Annotated in this window: 13 protein-coding genes; 7 read left to right on the top strand and 6 right to left on the bottom strand. The window is 65.6% G+C overall.

Translation table 11 applies throughout. The features are described from left to right. Window positions 1–43 precede the first annotated feature (43 nt). On the top strand, window positions 44–994 hold the full coding sequence (locus CON76_RS06320) for an IS5 family transposase (RefSeq protein ID WP_101102522.1): 951 nt from the start codon (window positions 44–46) through the stop codon (window positions 992–994). An 83-nt stretch (window positions 995–1,077) separates the two neighbouring features. Here the strand turns inward: CON76_RS06320 and metK are convergent, their stop codons facing one another. Next, window positions 1,078–2,256 carry a methionine adenosyltransferase gene (gene metK / locus CON76_RS06315; RefSeq protein WP_101102521.1) on the bottom strand — a complete coding sequence of 393 codons (1,179 nt, stop codon included), beginning with the start codon at window positions 2,254–2,256 and terminating at the stop codon, window positions 1,078–1,080. 156 nt (window positions 2,257–2,412) lie between these two features. Here metK and CON76_RS06310 point away from each other — a divergent pair, with 156 nt between their 5' ends. Together CON76_RS06310 and CON76_RS06305 are read left to right on the top strand one after the other, a co-directional pair. After that, on the top strand, window positions 2,413–3,255 hold the full coding sequence (locus tag CON76_RS06310) for a lysophospholipid acyltransferase family protein (protein ID WP_101102520.1): 843 nt from the start codon (window positions 2,413–2,415) through the stop codon (window positions 3,253–3,255). Then, window positions 3,255–4,151 carry a lysophospholipid acyltransferase family protein gene (locus CON76_RS06305; protein WP_240592786.1) on the top strand — a complete coding sequence of 299 codons (897 nt, stop codon included), beginning with the start codon at window positions 3,255–3,257 and terminating at the stop codon, window positions 4,149–4,151. The genes CON76_RS06310 and CON76_RS06305 overlap by 1 nt, the downstream gene beginning before the upstream one ends. Window positions 4,152–4,160: 9 nt before the next feature. Here CON76_RS06305 and yihA read toward each other — a convergent pair whose 3' ends face one another. Beyond that, the gene (yihA, locus tag CON76_RS06300; RefSeq protein ID WP_101102519.1) at window positions 4,161–4,934 is read right to left on the bottom strand and encodes a ribosome biogenesis GTP-binding protein YihA/YsxC; all 774 of its coding nucleotides are present in this window, start codon (window positions 4,932–4,934) and stop codon (window positions 4,161–4,163) included. Window positions 4,935–5,078: 144 nt separating this feature from the next. Here yihA and CON76_RS06295 point away from each other — a divergent pair, with 144 nt between their 5' ends. From CON76_RS06295 to ccsB, 3 genes are all read left to right on the top strand, one after another. Continuing rightward, the gene (locus CON76_RS06295; RefSeq protein WP_101102518.1) at window positions 5,079–5,693 is read left to right on the top strand and encodes a c-type cytochrome; all 615 of its coding nucleotides are present in this window, start codon (window positions 5,079–5,081) and stop codon (window positions 5,691–5,693) included. A gap of 95 nt (window positions 5,694–5,788) precedes the next feature. Continuing rightward, window positions 5,789–7,945, top strand: coding sequence for a cytochrome c biogenesis protein ResB (locus CON76_RS06290; RefSeq protein ID WP_101102517.1), 2,157 nt, complete (start codon window positions 5,789–5,791; stop codon window positions 7,943–7,945). After that, entirely contained in the window at window positions 7,942–9,306 is a 1,365-nt protein-coding gene (gene ccsB / locus CON76_RS06285) for a c-type cytochrome biogenesis protein CcsB (RefSeq protein ID WP_101102516.1), read from the top strand. The genes CON76_RS06290 and ccsB overlap by 4 nt, the downstream gene beginning before the upstream one ends. Window position 9,307: 1 nt before the next feature. On the opposite strand, the gene CON76_RS06280 is transcribed toward ccsB, so the two are convergent. The 3 genes from CON76_RS06280 to CON76_RS06270 all read right to left on the bottom strand — a co-directional run bounded on the left by CON76_RS06280 (window position 9,308) and on the right by CON76_RS06270 (window position 12,508). Next, window positions 9,308–10,873, bottom strand: coding sequence for a methyl-accepting chemotaxis protein (locus CON76_RS06280; RefSeq protein ID WP_101102515.1), 1,566 nt, complete (start codon window positions 10,871–10,873; stop codon window positions 9,308–9,310). Between the two features lie 109 nt (window positions 10,874–10,982). Further along, window positions 10,983–12,269, bottom strand: a complete 1,287-nt coding sequence (gene lysA / locus CON76_RS06275; RefSeq protein ID WP_101102514.1) for a diaminopimelate decarboxylase — start codon at window positions 12,267–12,269, stop codon at window positions 10,983–10,985. After that, window positions 12,266–12,508: a lipoprotein gene (locus CON76_RS06270; RefSeq protein ID WP_145995357.1), complete on the bottom strand. Its 243-nt coding sequence runs from the start codon at window positions 12,506–12,508 to the stop codon at window positions 12,266–12,268. The genes lysA and CON76_RS06270 overlap by 4 nt, the downstream gene beginning before the upstream one ends. A gap of 11 nt (window positions 12,509–12,519) precedes the next feature. On the opposite strand from CON76_RS06270, the gene cyaY reads away from it, so the two are divergent. Beyond that, entirely contained in the window at window positions 12,520–12,849 is a 330-nt protein-coding gene (gene cyaY / locus CON76_RS06265; RefSeq protein ID WP_101102512.1) for an iron donor protein CyaY, read from the top strand. A gap of 15 nt (window positions 12,850–12,864) precedes the next feature. Here the strand turns inward: cyaY and CON76_RS06260 are convergent, their stop codons facing one another. After that, a complete protein-coding gene (locus CON76_RS06260; protein WP_101102511.1) occupies window positions 12,865–15,285 on the bottom strand; it encodes a penicillin-binding protein 1A in 2,421 nt (806 codons plus the stop codon). Between the last annotated feature and the right edge of the window lie 79 nt (window positions 15,286–15,364).

Genomic DNA, 15,364 nt, shown 5'->3' with positions numbered 1-15,364 from the left:
GGCTTTGTTGCACAAACACCCCGGAAGCAGGTAACCTTGGGCCATGAGTGAAGCCAGCGCCATCCCCAAGATCCGCTACCAGACACGCAACTGGGCCGAGTACAACGCTGCGCTCAAAGCGCGAGGCTCGCTGACCCTGTGGCTCGACCGCGATATGCAGTGGCTGGCCGCACCCAGCGGCAAGCGCGGTCGCCAGCAGAAATTCTCGGATGCCAGCATCCAGTTCTGTCTGAGCCTCAAGTGCTTGTTCAACTTGCCGTTGCGCCAAGGTCTGGGGCTGGTGCAAAGCCTGTTGCGCCTGGCCAGCCTGGACTGGCCGGTGCCGGACTACAGCACGGTCAGCCGTCGCCAAAAGACGCTCAAGGTGCAACTGCCCTACCGTGGCAGCGGTGAAGGGCCGCTGGACTTGCTGGTGGACAGCACGGGCATCAAGTTCGTGGGCGAAGGCGAATGGAAACGCAAGAAACACGGGGCCGAGTACCGCAGGCAGTGGCGCAAAGTGCACCTGGCCATTGATGCCAAGACGCTGGAGATACGTGGCGTGGAGGTGACGGACAACAGCGTGGGCGATGCGCCGATGCTGCCCGAGTTGCTGGCACAGATTGCCGAAGACGAGGAGATAGGCAGCGTCTGTGCCGACGGGGCCTACGACACCCAGGCATGCCATGAAGCCATTGCCCAGCGCAACGCTCAAGCCATCATCCCGCCGCGCAAGAACGCACGGCTGTGGAAGGTCAAGGCCAACAAGCGTGGCATGCACGTGCGCAACGAGGCGGTACGGGCCTGCGAGCGACTGGGGCGCAAAATCTGGAAGCAGTGGAGCGGCTACCACCGTCGTAGTTTGGTGGAGACCAAGATGCACTGCTTCAAGCGCTTGGGCGAGCGCGTGATGGCACGCACGTTCGAGCGTCAGGTGGCGGAGTTGCAGGTGCGCGTGGCGTTGCTCAACCGCTTCACGCAACTGGGCACCCCGGACACGGTGGCCGTGGCATAACTCCGTCTGGGGTCAGGGGAATTCCGTCCCGTTATGGCTTTGTGCAACAAAGCCATTTTTATGGTGAAAATAATTTTATTATTTCAAATTCCTGCCAAATCCCGCAGCACTTGCACCTTGTCGGTGCGTTCCCAAGTGAATTCGGGTTCGTCGCGGCCAAAGTGGCCGTAGGCGGCGGTCTTGCTGTAGATGGGGCGCAGCAGGTCCAGCATTTGGATGATGCCGCGTGGGCGCAGGTCGAACACTTCGTTGACGATGTGCGCGATCTTCTCGTCCGAGATGATGCCGGTGCCTTCGGTGTAGACGGTCACGTTCATGGGGCGGGCCACGCCGATGGCATAGGCAACCTGGATTTGGCATTGCTTGGCCAATCCTGCGGCCACGATGTTCTTGGCCACGTAGCGCGCGGCGTAGGCAGCGGAGCGGTCCACCTTGGTCGGGTCTTTGCCGCTGAAGGCACCGCCGCCGTGCGGGCAGGCGCCGCCGTAGGTGTCCACAATGATTTTGCGCCCGGTCAGGCCGCAGTCGCCTTGCGGGCCGCCAATCACGAAGCGCCCGGTCGGGTTGATGAGGTACTTGGTGTCTTGCAGCCATTCCTGGGGCAGCACAGGCTTGATGATGTCCTCGATGCAGGCCTCGATGAAGGCGGGCGACATGTGTTTGCCATCGCTCATTTCGGGGCTGTGTTGGCTGCTGAGGACAATGGTGTCGATGCTGTGCGGCTTGCCATCGACGTAGCGCATGGTGACCTGGCTCTTGGCGTCGGGGCGCAGGAAGGGCAGGCGGCCATCCTTGCGCAGCTGGGCCTGGCGCTCGACGATGCGGTGCGCGTAGTAGATGGGCGCGGGCATCAGTTCCGGCGTTTCGTCGCAGGCGTAGCCGAACATCAGGCCTTGGTCGCCGGCGCCGGTGTTGAGGTAGTCGTCGGAGGCGTGGTCCACGCCCTGGGCAATGTCGTTGGACTGTTTGTCGTAGGCCACCAGCACGGCGCAGCCTTTGTAGTCGATGCCGTAGTCGGTGTTGTCGTAGCCGATGCGCTTGATGGTGTCGCGCGCCACCTGGATGTAGTCCACGTGGGCGTTGGTGGTGATTTCACCTGCCAGCACGACCAGACCGGTGTTGGTCAGGGTTTCGGCGGCTACGCGGCTGCGCGGGTCTTGCGTGAAAATCGCGTCCAGAATCGCATCGGAAATCTGGTCGGCAACCTTGTCGGGGTGGCCTTCCGAGACCGATTCGGAGGTGAAGAGAAAGTCGTTCGCCATTTGAATACACTCCATGTAAGAACTGCCTGGCGGTCGCCGGGCAAGGGGTGTGCTCTGGCGAACGCTTTAGCTGGATTTGTGAATCGCCCGCAAGTTGTTCAGTAACTCGGCGATGTGGCCATTCTAAAACAAGATTTTTTAACCCGTTTGCCCGCAATGTTGTTGTTCTGGTTCCGTTGTGCCGCCCGCTGCCCGCTGCTGTGCCTGCACGCGCTGGGCTGGCTGCTGGGCTGGGGGCTGTGGCTGGTGCAGCCGGCCTACCGGCGGCGCTGGCGTGCGCACACCCGCCAGGCCGGGTTGCGCGGCTGGGCGCGCTGGGCGTCGGTGGGCGAGGCGGGCAAGCAGATCACTGAGCTGCCGCGCGTGTGGCTGGGGCGCCCGGTGCCGGTGCGCTGGGAGGGCGCCGAGCACGTGGAGGCCGCGCTGGCGCAACGCCAGGGGGTGGTGTTCTTGACGCCGCACCTGGGCTGCTTTGAGATCACGGCGCAGGCCTACGCGGCGCGCTTTGCCCCGCTGGGTTGCCCGGTGACGGTGCTGTACCGGCCACCGCGCAAGGCGGCGTTGGCACCGCTGCTGCAGCGGGCGCGCCAGCGCCCCGGCTTGCACACCGCGCCCACCACGCTGGCCGGGGTCAAGCAGTTGATGCAGGCGCTCAAGGCCGGGCAGGCGGTGGGCTTGTTGCCGGATCAGGTGCCACCTGATGGGCTGGGGGTGTGGGCGCCGTTTTTTGGCCGCGACGCCTACACCATGACGCTGTCGGCCCGCTTTGCGCGCCAGCCGGGGGTGCAGGTGCTGCTGATCTGGGGCGAGCGCCTGAGCTGGGGCCGGGGCTATGTGGTGCGCGTGTGCCCGTTGCAGCACGCCGTGCCCGAGTCGCTGGCCGCCGACCCGGTGCAGGCCGCCACGCAGCTCAACCAGGCGATGGAGTGGCTGGTGCGCCAGAAACCTGAGCAGTACCTGTGGGCCTATGCCCGCTACAAGCAGCCCCGGGGTGCCTGATGGCGGCGTGGCACGAGGCACTGCAGCGGGCCTGGCTGCACGGGCTGATGGGGCTGATGGCGCGCTTGCCGCTGCGCTGGGTGCGCGGGCTGGGCTGGGCGCTGGGGCAGGTGTTGTATTGCGTGGTGCCGCAGCGGCGGCGTGTGGCGCTGGCCAACTGGGCGGCGTGCTTCCCTGAGCTACCGCAGGTGCAGCGCCAGCGCGCGGTGCGGCGCCATTTTGTGTACTTTGCGCAGGCGTGGCTGGATCGGGGCTGGTTGTGGGGTGCCGATGCGGCCACGGTGCGCCAGCGCCTGCAACTGGTGGGGGACGTGGCCGCGTTGCAGGGCGATACGCCCAGCGTGCTGTTTGCGCCGCATTTTGTGGGCATGGACGCGGGCTGGACGGCCCTGACCGCGCACCTGCCGCGCCGTTTTTGTGGCATCTACGCGCACCAGGACAACGTGGTGGTGGACCGCTGGATGGAGCACGGCCGCCAGCGTTTCGGGCAGCCGCACATCGTGGCCAAGCGCGAGGGCCTCAAGCCTCTTGTCAGTGCGCTGCGCGCCGGTGAGCCGCTGTACGTGTTGCCCGACATGGACCACGGGCTGGGCGATTCGGTGTTTGCGCCGTTCTTTGGCGTGCCAGCGGCCACGCTCACGTCGTTGCCGCGCTTTGCCAAGCTGGGCCGGGCCCAGGTGGTGCCGGTGACGGCACGCCTGACCGCTGCTGGCTACGAGGTGCGCATCTGGCCTGCGTGGGCCGATTACCCGACGGGCGACCTGCTGGCCGACGTGACGCTGAGCAACCAGCGGCTGGAGGCCATGATCCGCACCATGCCCGAGCAGTATTACTGGGTACACAAACGCTTCAAGACCCGCCCGCCGGGGCAGCCCAGCTTGTACCCGCGCCGCTGAGGCGCTGGTTCAGGCGTCCGGCGCGCCCGTTGCGTCGGCGTCCTCTGCGGCAGCGGCTCCTTCTGCTTCATCGGTTGGCGGAGGGGTTGCGGGCGTGGCGGCATCGACCCAGCCGCGCAGCAGCAGCGCCACTTCGTCCAGCCCCTGTTTCTTCAGGGCCGAGAACAGCATGGCCTGGCCGCCACCGGCTTGCAGTTTGGCGATGGACAAGGCTTTTTGCGCCTCGGTGCGGGTGAGCTTGTCGGCCTTGGTCAGCAGCACCAGGAATTGCAGGCCTTCTTCCACGCGCGGGCGGATGATCTCGAGCAGGGCTTCGTCCAGCTCGGTCAGGCCCAGGCGCGGGTCGCACAGCAGCACAATGCCGCACAGGTTGGGGCGGCTGACGAGGTAGTTGGCCATCACCTGCTGCCAGCGGCGCTTGGCCTCTTGCGGCACGGCGGCGTAGCCGTAGCCGGGCAGGTCGGCCAGCACGGCATCGACCGCGCCCTGCTTGCCCAGCGCAAACAGGTTGATGCTCTGGGTGCGCCCGGGCGTCTTGGAGGCAAAGGCCAGCCGTTTTTGTTGCGTCAGGGTGTTGATGCTGGTGGATTTGCCGGCGTTGGAGCGGCCGACAAAGGCGATCTCGGGCACGTCGAGCGCGGGCAGGTGGTGCAGCTGGGGCGCCTCGGTCAGGAAGCGGGCGGTGTGCAGCCAGTTGTGCGCCAATTGCGCGGCGGCGGCATCGACCTTGGGTGCGTGGCGCGGATACGGGTGGTGAGCGGAGGAAGGTTGTGCTTTTTTCATTGAGTGGGGATTTTGACACCGCCACGCTGCACTGTGTCAGGCGGGGAGCGTGTTTTGCTAAAATCCCGACGTTTGTGCGTCCGCACCCCTTTGGCTGGATCAAGACGCACTTGTTGTAGCCCCCTGACGCCCCCTGCACACGAAATGAAATCCATCGCCTCCCTCATTGGCGCTTGCGCGCTCGCCGCCTTGTCGTTGTCTGCTCAGGCGCAGGCGACCCAGCCCGACCTCAACAAGGGCGCGGCGCTGTACAACCAGGTCTGTGTGGCCTGCCACGCGGCCAACGGCAACTCCAACACGCCGGTGCACCCCGTGCTGGCGCAGCAGCACCCCGAGTACCTGGTCAAGCAGCTGCAGGAGTTCAAGTCGGGCAAGCGCGACAACGCCATCATGAAGGGCTTTGCGGTGGCGCTGTCGGACCAGGACATGGTGGACGTGTCGTACTGGCTGGCCAGCCAGAAGGCCAACCCCGGTTTCTCGCAGGACAAGGCGCTGGTGGGCAAGGGCGAGCGCATCTACCGCGGTGGCCTGGCCGACCGCCAGATTGCCGCCTGCGTGGGCTGCCACTCGCCCAGCGGCGCGGGCATGCCGTCGCAGTACCCGCGCCTGGGTGGCCAGCACGCCGAGTACACCTCGATCCAGCTCAAGGCTTTCCGTTCGGGCGAGCGCAAGAACAGCGTGCAGATGTCGCACATTGCGGTGTACCTGACCGACAAGGAAATTGCGGCGGTGTCCGACTACATTGCGGGCTTGCGTTAAGCCGCCGGGAACTGTCGGCGCGTTACCGCATCACAATATGGGCAGGTCGTTGGTTCGGCCTGCCTTTTTTTATGGTTTTTTGCTGATTCCTCCTCATGACTGCCTCCACCACTGGACTGGAACTGAAGCGCGGCTCGCAGCGTGTGCGCGCGGCGGTGGAGTTGCTGTCGTCGATGCGTTTTGCGATTGCGCTGCTGACGGTGATCTGCATTGCGTCGGTGATTGGCACCGTGCTCAAGCAGCACGAGCCGATGAACAACTACGTCAACCAGTTCGGGCCGTTCTGGGCCGAGGTGTTTGCGGCGCTCGACCTGTACGCGGTCTACAGCGCGTGGTGGTTCCTGCTGATTCTGGCGTTCCTGGTCGTCAGCACCAGCCTGTGCATTGCGCGCAGCACGCCCAAGATCCTGCAGGACTTCAAGCAGTTCAAGGAAAACATCCGCGAGCAAAGCCTGAAGGCGTTCTCGCACAAGGCCGAGGCCACGCTGGGCGAGCAGGCCGAAGCCGCCGCGCAGCGCATCGGGCAGACGCTGGCGGCGTCGGGCTGGAAGGTGAAGTTGCAGCCGCGCGACACCGCGCACGGTACGGGCTGGATGGTGGCGGCCAAGGCCGGGGCGGCCAACAAGCTGGGCTACCTGGCCGCGCACAGCGCCATCGTGCTGATCTGCATTGGCGGCCTGTTCGATGGCGACCTGGTGGTGCGCGCGCAGATGTGGTGGCAGGACAAGACCCCGTTCAGTGGTGGCGGCCTGATTGCCGAGGTGCCCGAGCGGCACCGCCTGAGCGACCGCAACCCGACCTTCCGCGGCAACCTGCTGGTGAGCGAAGGCGCCACCGCAGGCACGGCGGTGCTGACGCAACCCACGGGTGTGGTGTTGCAGGACTTGCCGTTCGGGGTGGAGCTGAAAAAGTTTGTGGTGGAGTACTACCCCACCGGCATGCCCAAGCTGTTTGCCAGCGAGATCATCATCCACGACCGCTACACCGGCGAGCAGACGCCCGCGCGCGTGGCGGTGAACCATCCGGTGAACTACCGGGGCACGGAAATTTACCAGTCCAGCTTTGACGATGGCGGCTCGCTGGTCAAGTTGCAGGCGGTGCCCATGACGGGTACGAGCCAGCCGCTGCAGGTGCAGGGTCGCATTGGCGAATCGACCACCCTGACCAACGGCAGCCAGAAACTGACGCTGGAATTCACGGGCCTGCGCGTCATCAACGTCGAGAACCTGAGCGCCAACAACCCCACCAGCGGCGCTGATGTGCGCAAGGTGGACTTGCGCCACGCGATTGAAAGCCGTCTGGGGGCGGGCCACAAGACCAGCACGCCCAAGGCGCTGCACAACGTCGGCCCCAGCGTGAGCTACAAGCTGCGCGACGAGGCGGGCCAGGCGCGCGAGTTCAACAACTACATGCTGCCGGTGGACATGGACGGCCAGCGCGTGTTCCTGCTGGGTGTGCGCGACACGCCCGCCGAGCCGCTGCGCTACCTGCGCGTGCCCGCCGACGAGCGGGACAGCATGGACGGCTTTGTGCGCCTGAAGCAGGCGCTGGCCGACCCGGCCCTGCGCCGCGAGGCGGTGCGGCGCTACGCGGTGCAGGCGGCAGAGTCGCCCAGGCCGGAGCTGCTGCAGGCGCTGACCGAATCGGCCCAGCGCGCGCTGGACTTGTTTGCCGGGGCCGACCCCATCCTGGCGCAGCTGCCGCGCCCGCAGGGTTTGCCCTCGGACATGCTGCTGGGCGGGCTGCCTGCGTTGTCGGGCTTCATGGAGGCCAATGTGCCCGCCGCCGAGCGCGAGCGTGCCAGCGAGGTGCTGCTGCGTATCTTGAACGGTGCGCTGTTCGAGCTGTACCAGCTCAGCCGCGAGCGCGCCGGGCTGGCCCCGGCACCGCGCAACGACGCCACCTCGGCCTTCATGACGCAATCGGTGCTGAGCCTGAGCGATGCCTTTTTGTACCCGGCGCCGATGGCGTTCCAGCTGGCCGACTTTACCCAGGTGCAGGCCAGCGTGTTCCAGGTGGCGCGCGCGCCGGGCAAGACCATTGTGTACCTGGGTTGCCTGTTCCTGATTCTGGGCGTGTTTGCGATGCTGTACGTGCGCGAGCGGCGGCTGTGGGTCTGGCTGGCGCCGGTGGCCGCCGGTGATGCGGCAGGCGCCCAGGCCACGATGGCGCTCTCCAGCAACCGCAAGATGATGGACACCGACCGCGAATTTGCCACCCTCAAAACCCGTTTGTTACAGGTGACTGCATGAACACTTCCACATCGACCTTGCCACTCCCGCCGGGGGGTGGCGCCGTGACGCTCAACCCAGGCTACTTTGCCCGCCGCAACGGGCTGGACTGGCTGTTTGCGCTGCTGGTGGTGCTGGGGGGCGCGTTTGCGTTCTGGCGCTACAACACTTTCATGGACGTGTATGAGCAGGCCATCCTGGTGGGCAGCGTGCCCAGCACCATTGCGCTGGCCTGGTTCTGGCGCCCGCTGCGGGCGCTGCTGGTGGTGGTGGCGGCGCTGGCGCTGCTGGCCGTGGGGCTGTACCAGGTGGATGGTGGCACGGCGCAGCTGGCGCGCGCCGACGAGGCGTTCCTGCTCAAGTACTTCCTGTCCAGCCAGTCCGCCATTCTGTGGATGAGCGTGCTGTTCTTCATGGCCACGGTGTTCTACTGGCTGGGGATTTTCTCGCGCCGCAACGCCGATGCGTTCGAGCAGCTGGCCTCGCGCATGACCTGGGTGGCGGTGACGCTGGCGCTGGTGGGCACGCTGGTACGCTGGTACGAGAGCTACCTGATGGGCGCCGACATCGGCCACATCCCGGTCAGCAACCTGTACGAAGTGTTCATCCTGTTCAGCTGGCTGACGGCGGCGTACTACCTGTACTACGAGGACCAGTACCAGACGCGGCGCATGGGTGCGTTTGTGATGCTGGTGGTGAGCGCGGCGGTGGGCTTCTTGCTGTGGTACACCGTGGTGCGTGACGCCCACCAGATCCAGCCGCTGGTGCCCGCGCTGCAAAGCTGGTGGATGAAGCTGCACGTGCCCGCCAACTTCATTGGCTATGGCACTTTTGCCCTGGCCGCGATGCTGGCGTTTGCCTACCTCATCAAGCAAAGCGCCACCGAAACCAGCTGGTACAAGCTGGCGCCGCTGTGGCTGCTGGGCGTGGTGCTGTGCTTTGAGCCGCTGGTGTTCCGCCAGAACGCCGCTGCCAACGGCGGCAGCTACTGGTTCATCTACTTTGGCGTGTCGGCGCTGATTGTGGGCGGCATCCTGGCCGCGCGTGGCCGCATTGCCGAGCGCCTGCCCGCGCTGGAGGTGCTGGACGACGTGATGTACAAGGCGATTGCGGTGGGCTTTGCCTTCTTCACCATTGCCACCGTGTTGGGCGCGCTGTGGGCCGCCGAGGCCTGGGGCGGCTACTGGAGCTGGGATCCCAAGGAGACCTGGGCCCTGATCGTGTGGCTGAACTACGCCGCCTGGCTGCACATGCGTTTGATGAAGGGCTTGCGCGGTACCGTGGCATCGTGGTGGGCGCTGGCCGGGCTGGTGGTGACGACGTTTGCCTTCCTGGGCGTCAACATGTTCCTCAGCGGCTTGCACAGCTACGGCGAGCTGTGAGTCAGCCGAACTTGAAGCGGTCCACGTTGCTGGAAAGTTGCTGCGCCTGATCGGACAGTGACGCGGCGGCGGAGGCCGATTCTTCCACCAGGGCGGCGTTCTGCTGGGTCATGCGGTCCAGCTCGGTGATGGCGGAGTGAACCTGCGCTATGCCCTGGCTTTGCTGGTGGTTGGCGTGGGTGATCTGCTGGATCAGCTCGTTGACCTGTTGCACAGATTCCACCACGCGGTCGATGGTGCTGCCCGCGTTCTCTACCTGGCTGGCGCCGGTGCCCACCTGTTCCACCGAGGCCTGGATCAGGGTCTTGATTTCCTGGGCCGCCTGGGCCGAACGCTGGGCCAGGGTGCGCACCTCGCCGGCCACCACGGCAAAGCCCCGGCCTTGCTCACCGGCGCGTGCGGCCTCCACGGCGGCATTGAGCGCCAGGATGTTGGTTTGGAACGCGATGCCGTCGATCACGCCAATGATGTCGGAGATGCGCCGCGACGCCTGGCTGATGCCCTGCATGGTGGTGACGACCTGCGACACGGCCTCCCCGCCGGCTTGTGCCACCTGGCTGGCGGTGTTGGCCAGTTGCGCGGCCTGGCGCGCGGCTTCGGCGTTTTGCGCCACCGAGCTGGTCAACTGTTCCATGCTGGAGGCGGTTTCCTGCAGGTTGGAGGCGGTGTTTTCGGTGCGGTTGCTCAGGTCCTGGTTGCCCGACGCAATCTGTTCGCTGGCTTGTGCCAGCTGGTGCGTGGTGTCGCGCACGTTGTGCAGCGTGTGTTTCAGGTCGTCCGACATGCTGCGCATCGCATCGAGCAAGGCGCTGATCTCGTCGTTGCCTTTGACGGTGATGCGTTGCGTCAGGTCGCGCTGCGCAATGGCGCGTGCCACACGGATGGCCTTGTTGAGCCCCTTGGACAGGGGCTGGTACACGCGGCGCAGCATCCATACGTTGATGGCCAGTGCCAGCGCCACCACCACCATGACTTGCCCAATTTTGGCCAAGAAAGCGGCGCGCAGATCGTCGGTGTAGACCCCGGAGCTGATGGCCCAACCCCACGGTTTGAAGCCTTTGACATAGGCAATTTTTTCTACTGGGTCGGCCACACCAGGTTTTGCCCATTCATACACCACGGTGCCGCTGCCTTGCTGGCGCAATTGGTCCAACATGTCGCGCACAAAGAATTTGCCATTGGGGTCTTTGAACTGGCTGGCATCTTGCCCGATCAGTTTGGGCGATACGGGGTGCGCCAGTATTTGGCCTTGCTCGTTGAAAATCCAGAAGTATTCGTGTTCGTCGTAACGGGCTTTGTGGATGATGGCCATGGCCATCTGTTGCGCCTGTTCGCGTGTGTGGGTGCCGCTGGTTTCGAGGGAATGGGCCCATTCGATCACCGAATGGATGGTTTCCACATTTTGGCGCACCGCCAGTTTCCGGTTGTCTTGGGTGACGTGGTATTCGTGTTGCAGCAAATAGGCACTGACCCCTATTAAGATCAAGGCGCTGATGGAGGCCATGAGTTTGAGCTTGCCAGCGATGGTGGCAACACTGAACCAGTTTCCGGATATGGCAGGTGGCATTCTTATTTTTCCTAAAAAAGCCGACCATCATACCCGTTGCTGGATGGATTATTTTTGATGTAGGTCAGCCTGTTTTCCCTTTCCTAAAACAGGCCGATAAGGGTCGCACTCAGTCCGTCAGTGGGCGTTCCAACCGCAGTTGGTCGTCGGTGGACTCGCGTTCTCGGATGACGTGTGTTTGGTGGCCGCGTACCAACACTTCGGCGGCGCGGCCCCGTGTGTTGTAGGTGCTGGCCATGCTCATGCAATAGGCACCAGCAGAAGCCACGGCCAGCCAATCGCCCGGTTGGGCGTTGAGGGTGCGGTCGCGCCCCAGCCAGTCGCCGCTTTCGCACACCGGGCCGACCACATCCCAGGTGCTGGCCTCGCCTGTGCGGGGCGTGACAGGGACGATGGCGTGGTAAGCCTCGTACATGGCAGGGCGAGGCAGGTCGTTCATGGCGGCATCGACGATGAGGAAGTTCTTGGCCTCGCCGGTTTTGCCGTACAGCACCTCGGTCACGCAGATGCCCGCGTTGCCAATCAACGAGCGGCCTGGTTCGATCACGATCTTGCGTTGGCCATAGCCACGGGCATCCAGTTTGGCCAGCAGTTGCTGCCACAGTGCGTCGGCAGCGGGTGGGGTGTCGCCGTGGTAGTCGATGCCCAAACCGCCGCCAAAGTCGATGTGTTCAATGGGGATGCCTGCGGCCTCGATGGCTTGCACCAAATCCAGCACACGGTCCATCGCGTCCAAATAGGGTGAGGTTTCGGTGATCTGGGAGCCAATGTGGCAGTCGATGCCCTTGACATGCAGGCCCGGCAGTGCGGCGGCATGGCGGTAGGCGGCCAGTGCGTCGGTGTGGGCAATGCCGAATTTGTTCCCCTTGAGTCCGGTGGAAATGTAGGGGTGGGTTTTGGCATCCACGTCGGGGTTGACCCGCAGGCTGATGGGCGCACGCAGGCCCAAGTTGATCGCTACGTCGTTGAGCACGTCCAGTTCGGGCAGGCTTTCGACGTTGAAGCAGCCTATGCCAACTTGCAGCGCGCGGCGCATTTCGGTGCGGGTTTTGCCCACGCCCGAGAAGATGATTTTGGCCGGATCGACCCCGGCGCGCAGGGCGCGTTCCAGTTCACCACCCGAGACAATGTCCAAACCGCAACCGGCTTGCACAAAGGTTTGCAGGATCGCCAGGTTGCTGTTGGCTTTCATGGCGTAGCAGATGAGCGCCTGGCGCCCGGCAAAGCCGCGCTGGTACGCCGCCAGCGCCGACAGCATGGCGGCCTGCGAATAGATGAACAGCGGCGTGCCGTGGGTGCGTGCCAGGTCGGCCACGGCCACGTCTTCGGCCATCAGCTGGCCGTTGCGGTAGGCAAAGAAGGGCTGGCCGGGCAGGGTGGGGGTAGGGGAGGTCATGGGGTGCGGGGGGTGGAGAGGGTGGTGTCGGAGTGCAGCGGCGCCGGCGTGCTACCGTGCGCGCTGGCCGGGGGCGTGGTGGGCGGCGGCAGGTAGAGCGAGCCTTTTTGCCCGCAGCCGGTGCCGCCCAGCAACAGGGCCAGCGCCCAGGCGCTGCCGACGGCGCGCAAAGCCTTGCGGCGCGGCGGGGCATGGGGCGCCACGCCGCCCCGGCCTAAAATTTCAGAACATTGAACCATCAGGAAATTGTATGACCGACCAGGAATACCAGAACCACGCCGAGGCCGCGTTGCGTGCCATCGAGCTGGCGTGCGACCGCATCAACGACACCACCGACGCCGACATCGACAACCAGCGCAGCGGCGGCATGGTCACGCTGACGTTTGCCAACCGCAGCCAGATTGTCGTCAACCTGCAAAAACCGCTGCACGAGGTCTGGATGGCGGCGCGCGCCGGTGGCTTCCACTACAAGTTTGACGGCCAGCACTGGCAGGACACCAAGGGCGCGGGCGAGCTGTTTGCGCACCTGTCGCGCGAGGCCAGTGCGCAGGCGGGGCTGGCGCTGGACTTCACGGCCTGATTCGGTACCGGAACATCAGTACCGGAACAGGTTGAGGATGCCGCTCTTTTCCTGCGGATCGACCGGGGTGCCGTCGGTGGTGGCGCCGTCCTCGCTGGCAGGGGCTTCGGCGTCGGGGTCGACGTAGCCTTCCATGCCCAGGCTGGCCACGTGCTGGCCGGGCGGGTAGTTGTCGTAGAACCAGTCGCCTTGGGTGTAGCTCACGCCCGGCGGCGGCTTGATCTCGGCCACCGGCACGCCTTGCAGCGCGGTCTGCATGAAGTTGATCCAGATCGGCAGGCTCAGGCCGCCGCCGGTCTCGCGGCTGCCCAGGTTGCGCGGGTTGTCGTAACCCACCCACACCGCCGCCACCAGCGTGGGCTGGTAGCCAACGAACCAGGCGTCGATGGCGTCGTTGGTGGTGCCGGTCTTGCCGTATAGGTCGGGGCGCTTGAGCGTGGCCTGCGCGCGTGCGGCGGTGCCCGAGCGCGCCACCTCTTGCAGCAGGCTGCTGGTGACGAAGGCGTTGCGCGCGTCGATGACGCGCTGGGCCTCGGTGGGCAGGTGGGGTATGGTTTCCAGCAGCACCTTGCCCCGGTGGTCGGTGACGCGGGTGATGAGCAGCGGCGGCACGTAGTAGCCGCCGTTGGCAAACACGCCGTAGCCGCTGGCCATCTGCAGCGGCGTGACCGAGCCCGCGCCCAGCGCCATCGTCAGGTAGGGCGGGTGCTTGTCGGTGCCAAAGCCAAAGCGTTGCACCCATTCCTGCCCGCTCTGGGTGCCCACCGCCTGCAGGATGCTGATGGAGACCATGTTCTTGGACTTGGCCAGTGCGGTGCGCACCGACATCGGGCCCTCGAAGCGGCCGTCGTAGTTCTTGGGCTCCCACGGCTTGCCGCCTGTGGTGCTGGCGCTGAAGAACAGCGGCTTGTCGTTGACGATGGTGGCGGGCATGATGCCTTTTTCCAGCCCGGCGGAGTAGATGAAGGGCTTGAAGCTCGAGCCCGGCTGGCGCCACGCCTGCGTGACGTGGTTGAACTGGTTTTTCCCGAAATCGAAGCCGCCGACCAGGGCGCGGATCTCGCCGGTGCGCGGATCCAGCGCCACCAGGGCCGATTCCACTTCGGGCAGCTGGGTCAGGGCCCAGGTCTGGCGCGGCGTCCTGACCACCCGCACCACGGCACCGGGGCGCAGCTTGAGGTGCGGTGGCGCCTGCTTGCTCAGGCCCGACTGCACGGCGCGCAGGCCTTCGCCGGTCACGGCCAGGGTGTCGTCGTCGCCACGGCTGAGCACCACCTTGCGCGGTGTGGCTTCCAGCACCACGGCGGTCAGCAGCTCGCCGTTGTCGGGCAGGTCGGCCAGTACGTCGCCAATGGCGTTGGCGCGCGCGGCGGGGTCGGCGGGCAGGTCGATGAAGCGTTCCGGGCCCCGGTAGTGCTGGCGGCGCTCGAAGTCGAGCACGCCCTGGCGCAGCGCCTGGTGGGCGGCGCGCTGCGCGGTGGCGTCCAGCGTGGTGTAGACCTGCAGGCCCCGGGTGTAGGCCTCCTCGCCGTATTGCCCGAAGATAGCCTGGCGCACCATCTCGGCCAGGTATTCGGCGTGCAGGCCCGACTCGGCCTTGCCCTGGCTCAGGCGCAGCGGCTCCTCGGCGGCCTCGCGCGCCTGGGTGGGGGTGATGAAGCCGTTGGCCTCCATACGCTCGATGATGTAGAGCTGGCGGATGCGCGCGCGCTTGGGGTTGCTGATGGGGTTGTAGGCCGACGGCGCCTTGGGCAGGCCGGCCAGCATGGCGGCCTCGGCAATGGTCACGTCCTTGAGCGGCTTGCCAAAATAGACTTGCGCGGCGGCGTCAAAGCCGTAGGCGCGGTGGCCCAGGAAGATCTGGTTCATGTAGATCTCGAGGATCTGCTGCTTGGTGAGCGTGTGCTCGAGCTTGAGCGTGAGCAGCACCTCGTAGATCTTGCGCATGTAGCTCTTTTCGCTGGAGAGGTACACGTTGCGCGCCACCTGCATGGTGATGGTGGAGGCGCCCTGGCTCTTGGCCTGGCCAAAGTTGGCCACCACGGCGCGCAGCATGCCCTTGTAGTCCACGCCGTTGTGCTCGAAGAAGCGCGCGTCCTCGATCGCCAGCACGGCGTTGATCATGACCGGGGGGATGTCGTTGAAGGGCAGCAGGTTGCGCCGCTCCTCGCCAAATTCGCCGATCAGCTCGCCGTTGCTGGCGTACACGCGCAGCGGCAGTTTGGGGCGGTAGTCGGCCAGCCCGGCCACGTCGGGCAGGTTGGGCCAGGCCAGCGCCAGCGCCAGCGCTGCGGCCATGAACGCGGCCACCACGCCCGCCACCGCCAGGCCCAGCAGCCAGCCCAGCGTGCGCACAAAGCCGCGCGAGCTTGAGGGGGGGCGCGGCTGGGCAGCGCGGGAACGGGACGCGGGGCGGGAAGCGGTTTGGGCGGACATGAAGACCCTCAAATTGGAGGCCGGATTATAGAAATCCCGCTGCCGACGGCCCGGCCGCTGGCGCTGGCGGCGGGTCTGT

The sequence above is a fragment of the Macromonas bipunctata genome (assembly GCF_002837135.1).
In the GTDB taxonomy this organism is placed as follows: domain Bacteria; phylum Pseudomonadota; class Gammaproteobacteria; order Burkholderiales; family Burkholderiaceae_C; genus Macromonas_A; species Macromonas_A bipunctata.
The sequence above is the reverse complement of the archived record's forward strand: the minus strand, read 5'-3'. Positions and strand labels throughout refer to the sequence as shown.

Coding starts and splice junctions, on each gene's coding strand:
- CON76_RS06320 (WP_101102522.1), top strand. CDS start 44: ATGAGTGAAGCCAGCGCCATCCCCAAGATCCGCTACCAGACACGCAAC.
- CON76_RS06310 (WP_101102520.1), top strand. CDS start 2,413: ATGTTGTTGTTCTGGTTCCGTTGTGCCGCCCGCTGCCCGCTGCTGTGC.
- CON76_RS06280 (WP_101102515.1), bottom strand. CDS start 10,873: ATGCCACCTGCCATATCCGGAAACTGGTTCAGTGTTGCCACCATCGCT.
- CON76_RS06260 (WP_101102511.1), bottom strand. CDS start 15,285: ATGTCCGCCCAAACCGCTTCCCGCCCCGCGTCCCGTTCCCGCGCTGCC.
- CON76_RS06270 (WP_145995357.1), bottom strand. CDS start 12,508: ATGGTTCAATGTTCTGAAATTTTAGGCCGGGGCGGCGTGGCGCCCCAT.
- lysA (WP_101102514.1), bottom strand. CDS start 12,269: ATGACCTCCCCTACCCCCACCCTGCCCGGCCAGCCCTTCTTTGCCTAC.
- CON76_RS06305 (WP_240592786.1), top strand. CDS start 3,255: ATGGCGGCGTGGCACGAGGCACTGCAGCGGGCCTGGCTGCACGGGCTG.
- yihA (WP_101102519.1), bottom strand. CDS start 4,934: ATGAAAAAAGCACAACCTTCCTCCGCTCACCACCCGTATCCGCGCCAC.
- CON76_RS06295 (WP_101102518.1), top strand. CDS start 5,079: ATGAAATCCATCGCCTCCCTCATTGGCGCTTGCGCGCTCGCCGCCTTG.
- cyaY (WP_101102512.1), top strand. CDS start 12,520: ATGACCGACCAGGAATACCAGAACCACGCCGAGGCCGCGTTGCGTGCC.
- metK (WP_101102521.1), bottom strand. CDS start 2,256: ATGGCGAACGACTTTCTCTTCACCTCCGAATCGGTCTCGGAAGGCCAC.
- ccsB (WP_101102516.1), top strand. CDS start 7,942: ATGAACACTTCCACATCGACCTTGCCACTCCCGCCGGGGGGTGGCGCC.
- CON76_RS06290 (WP_101102517.1), top strand. CDS start 5,789: ATGACTGCCTCCACCACTGGACTGGAACTGAAGCGCGGCTCGCAGCGT.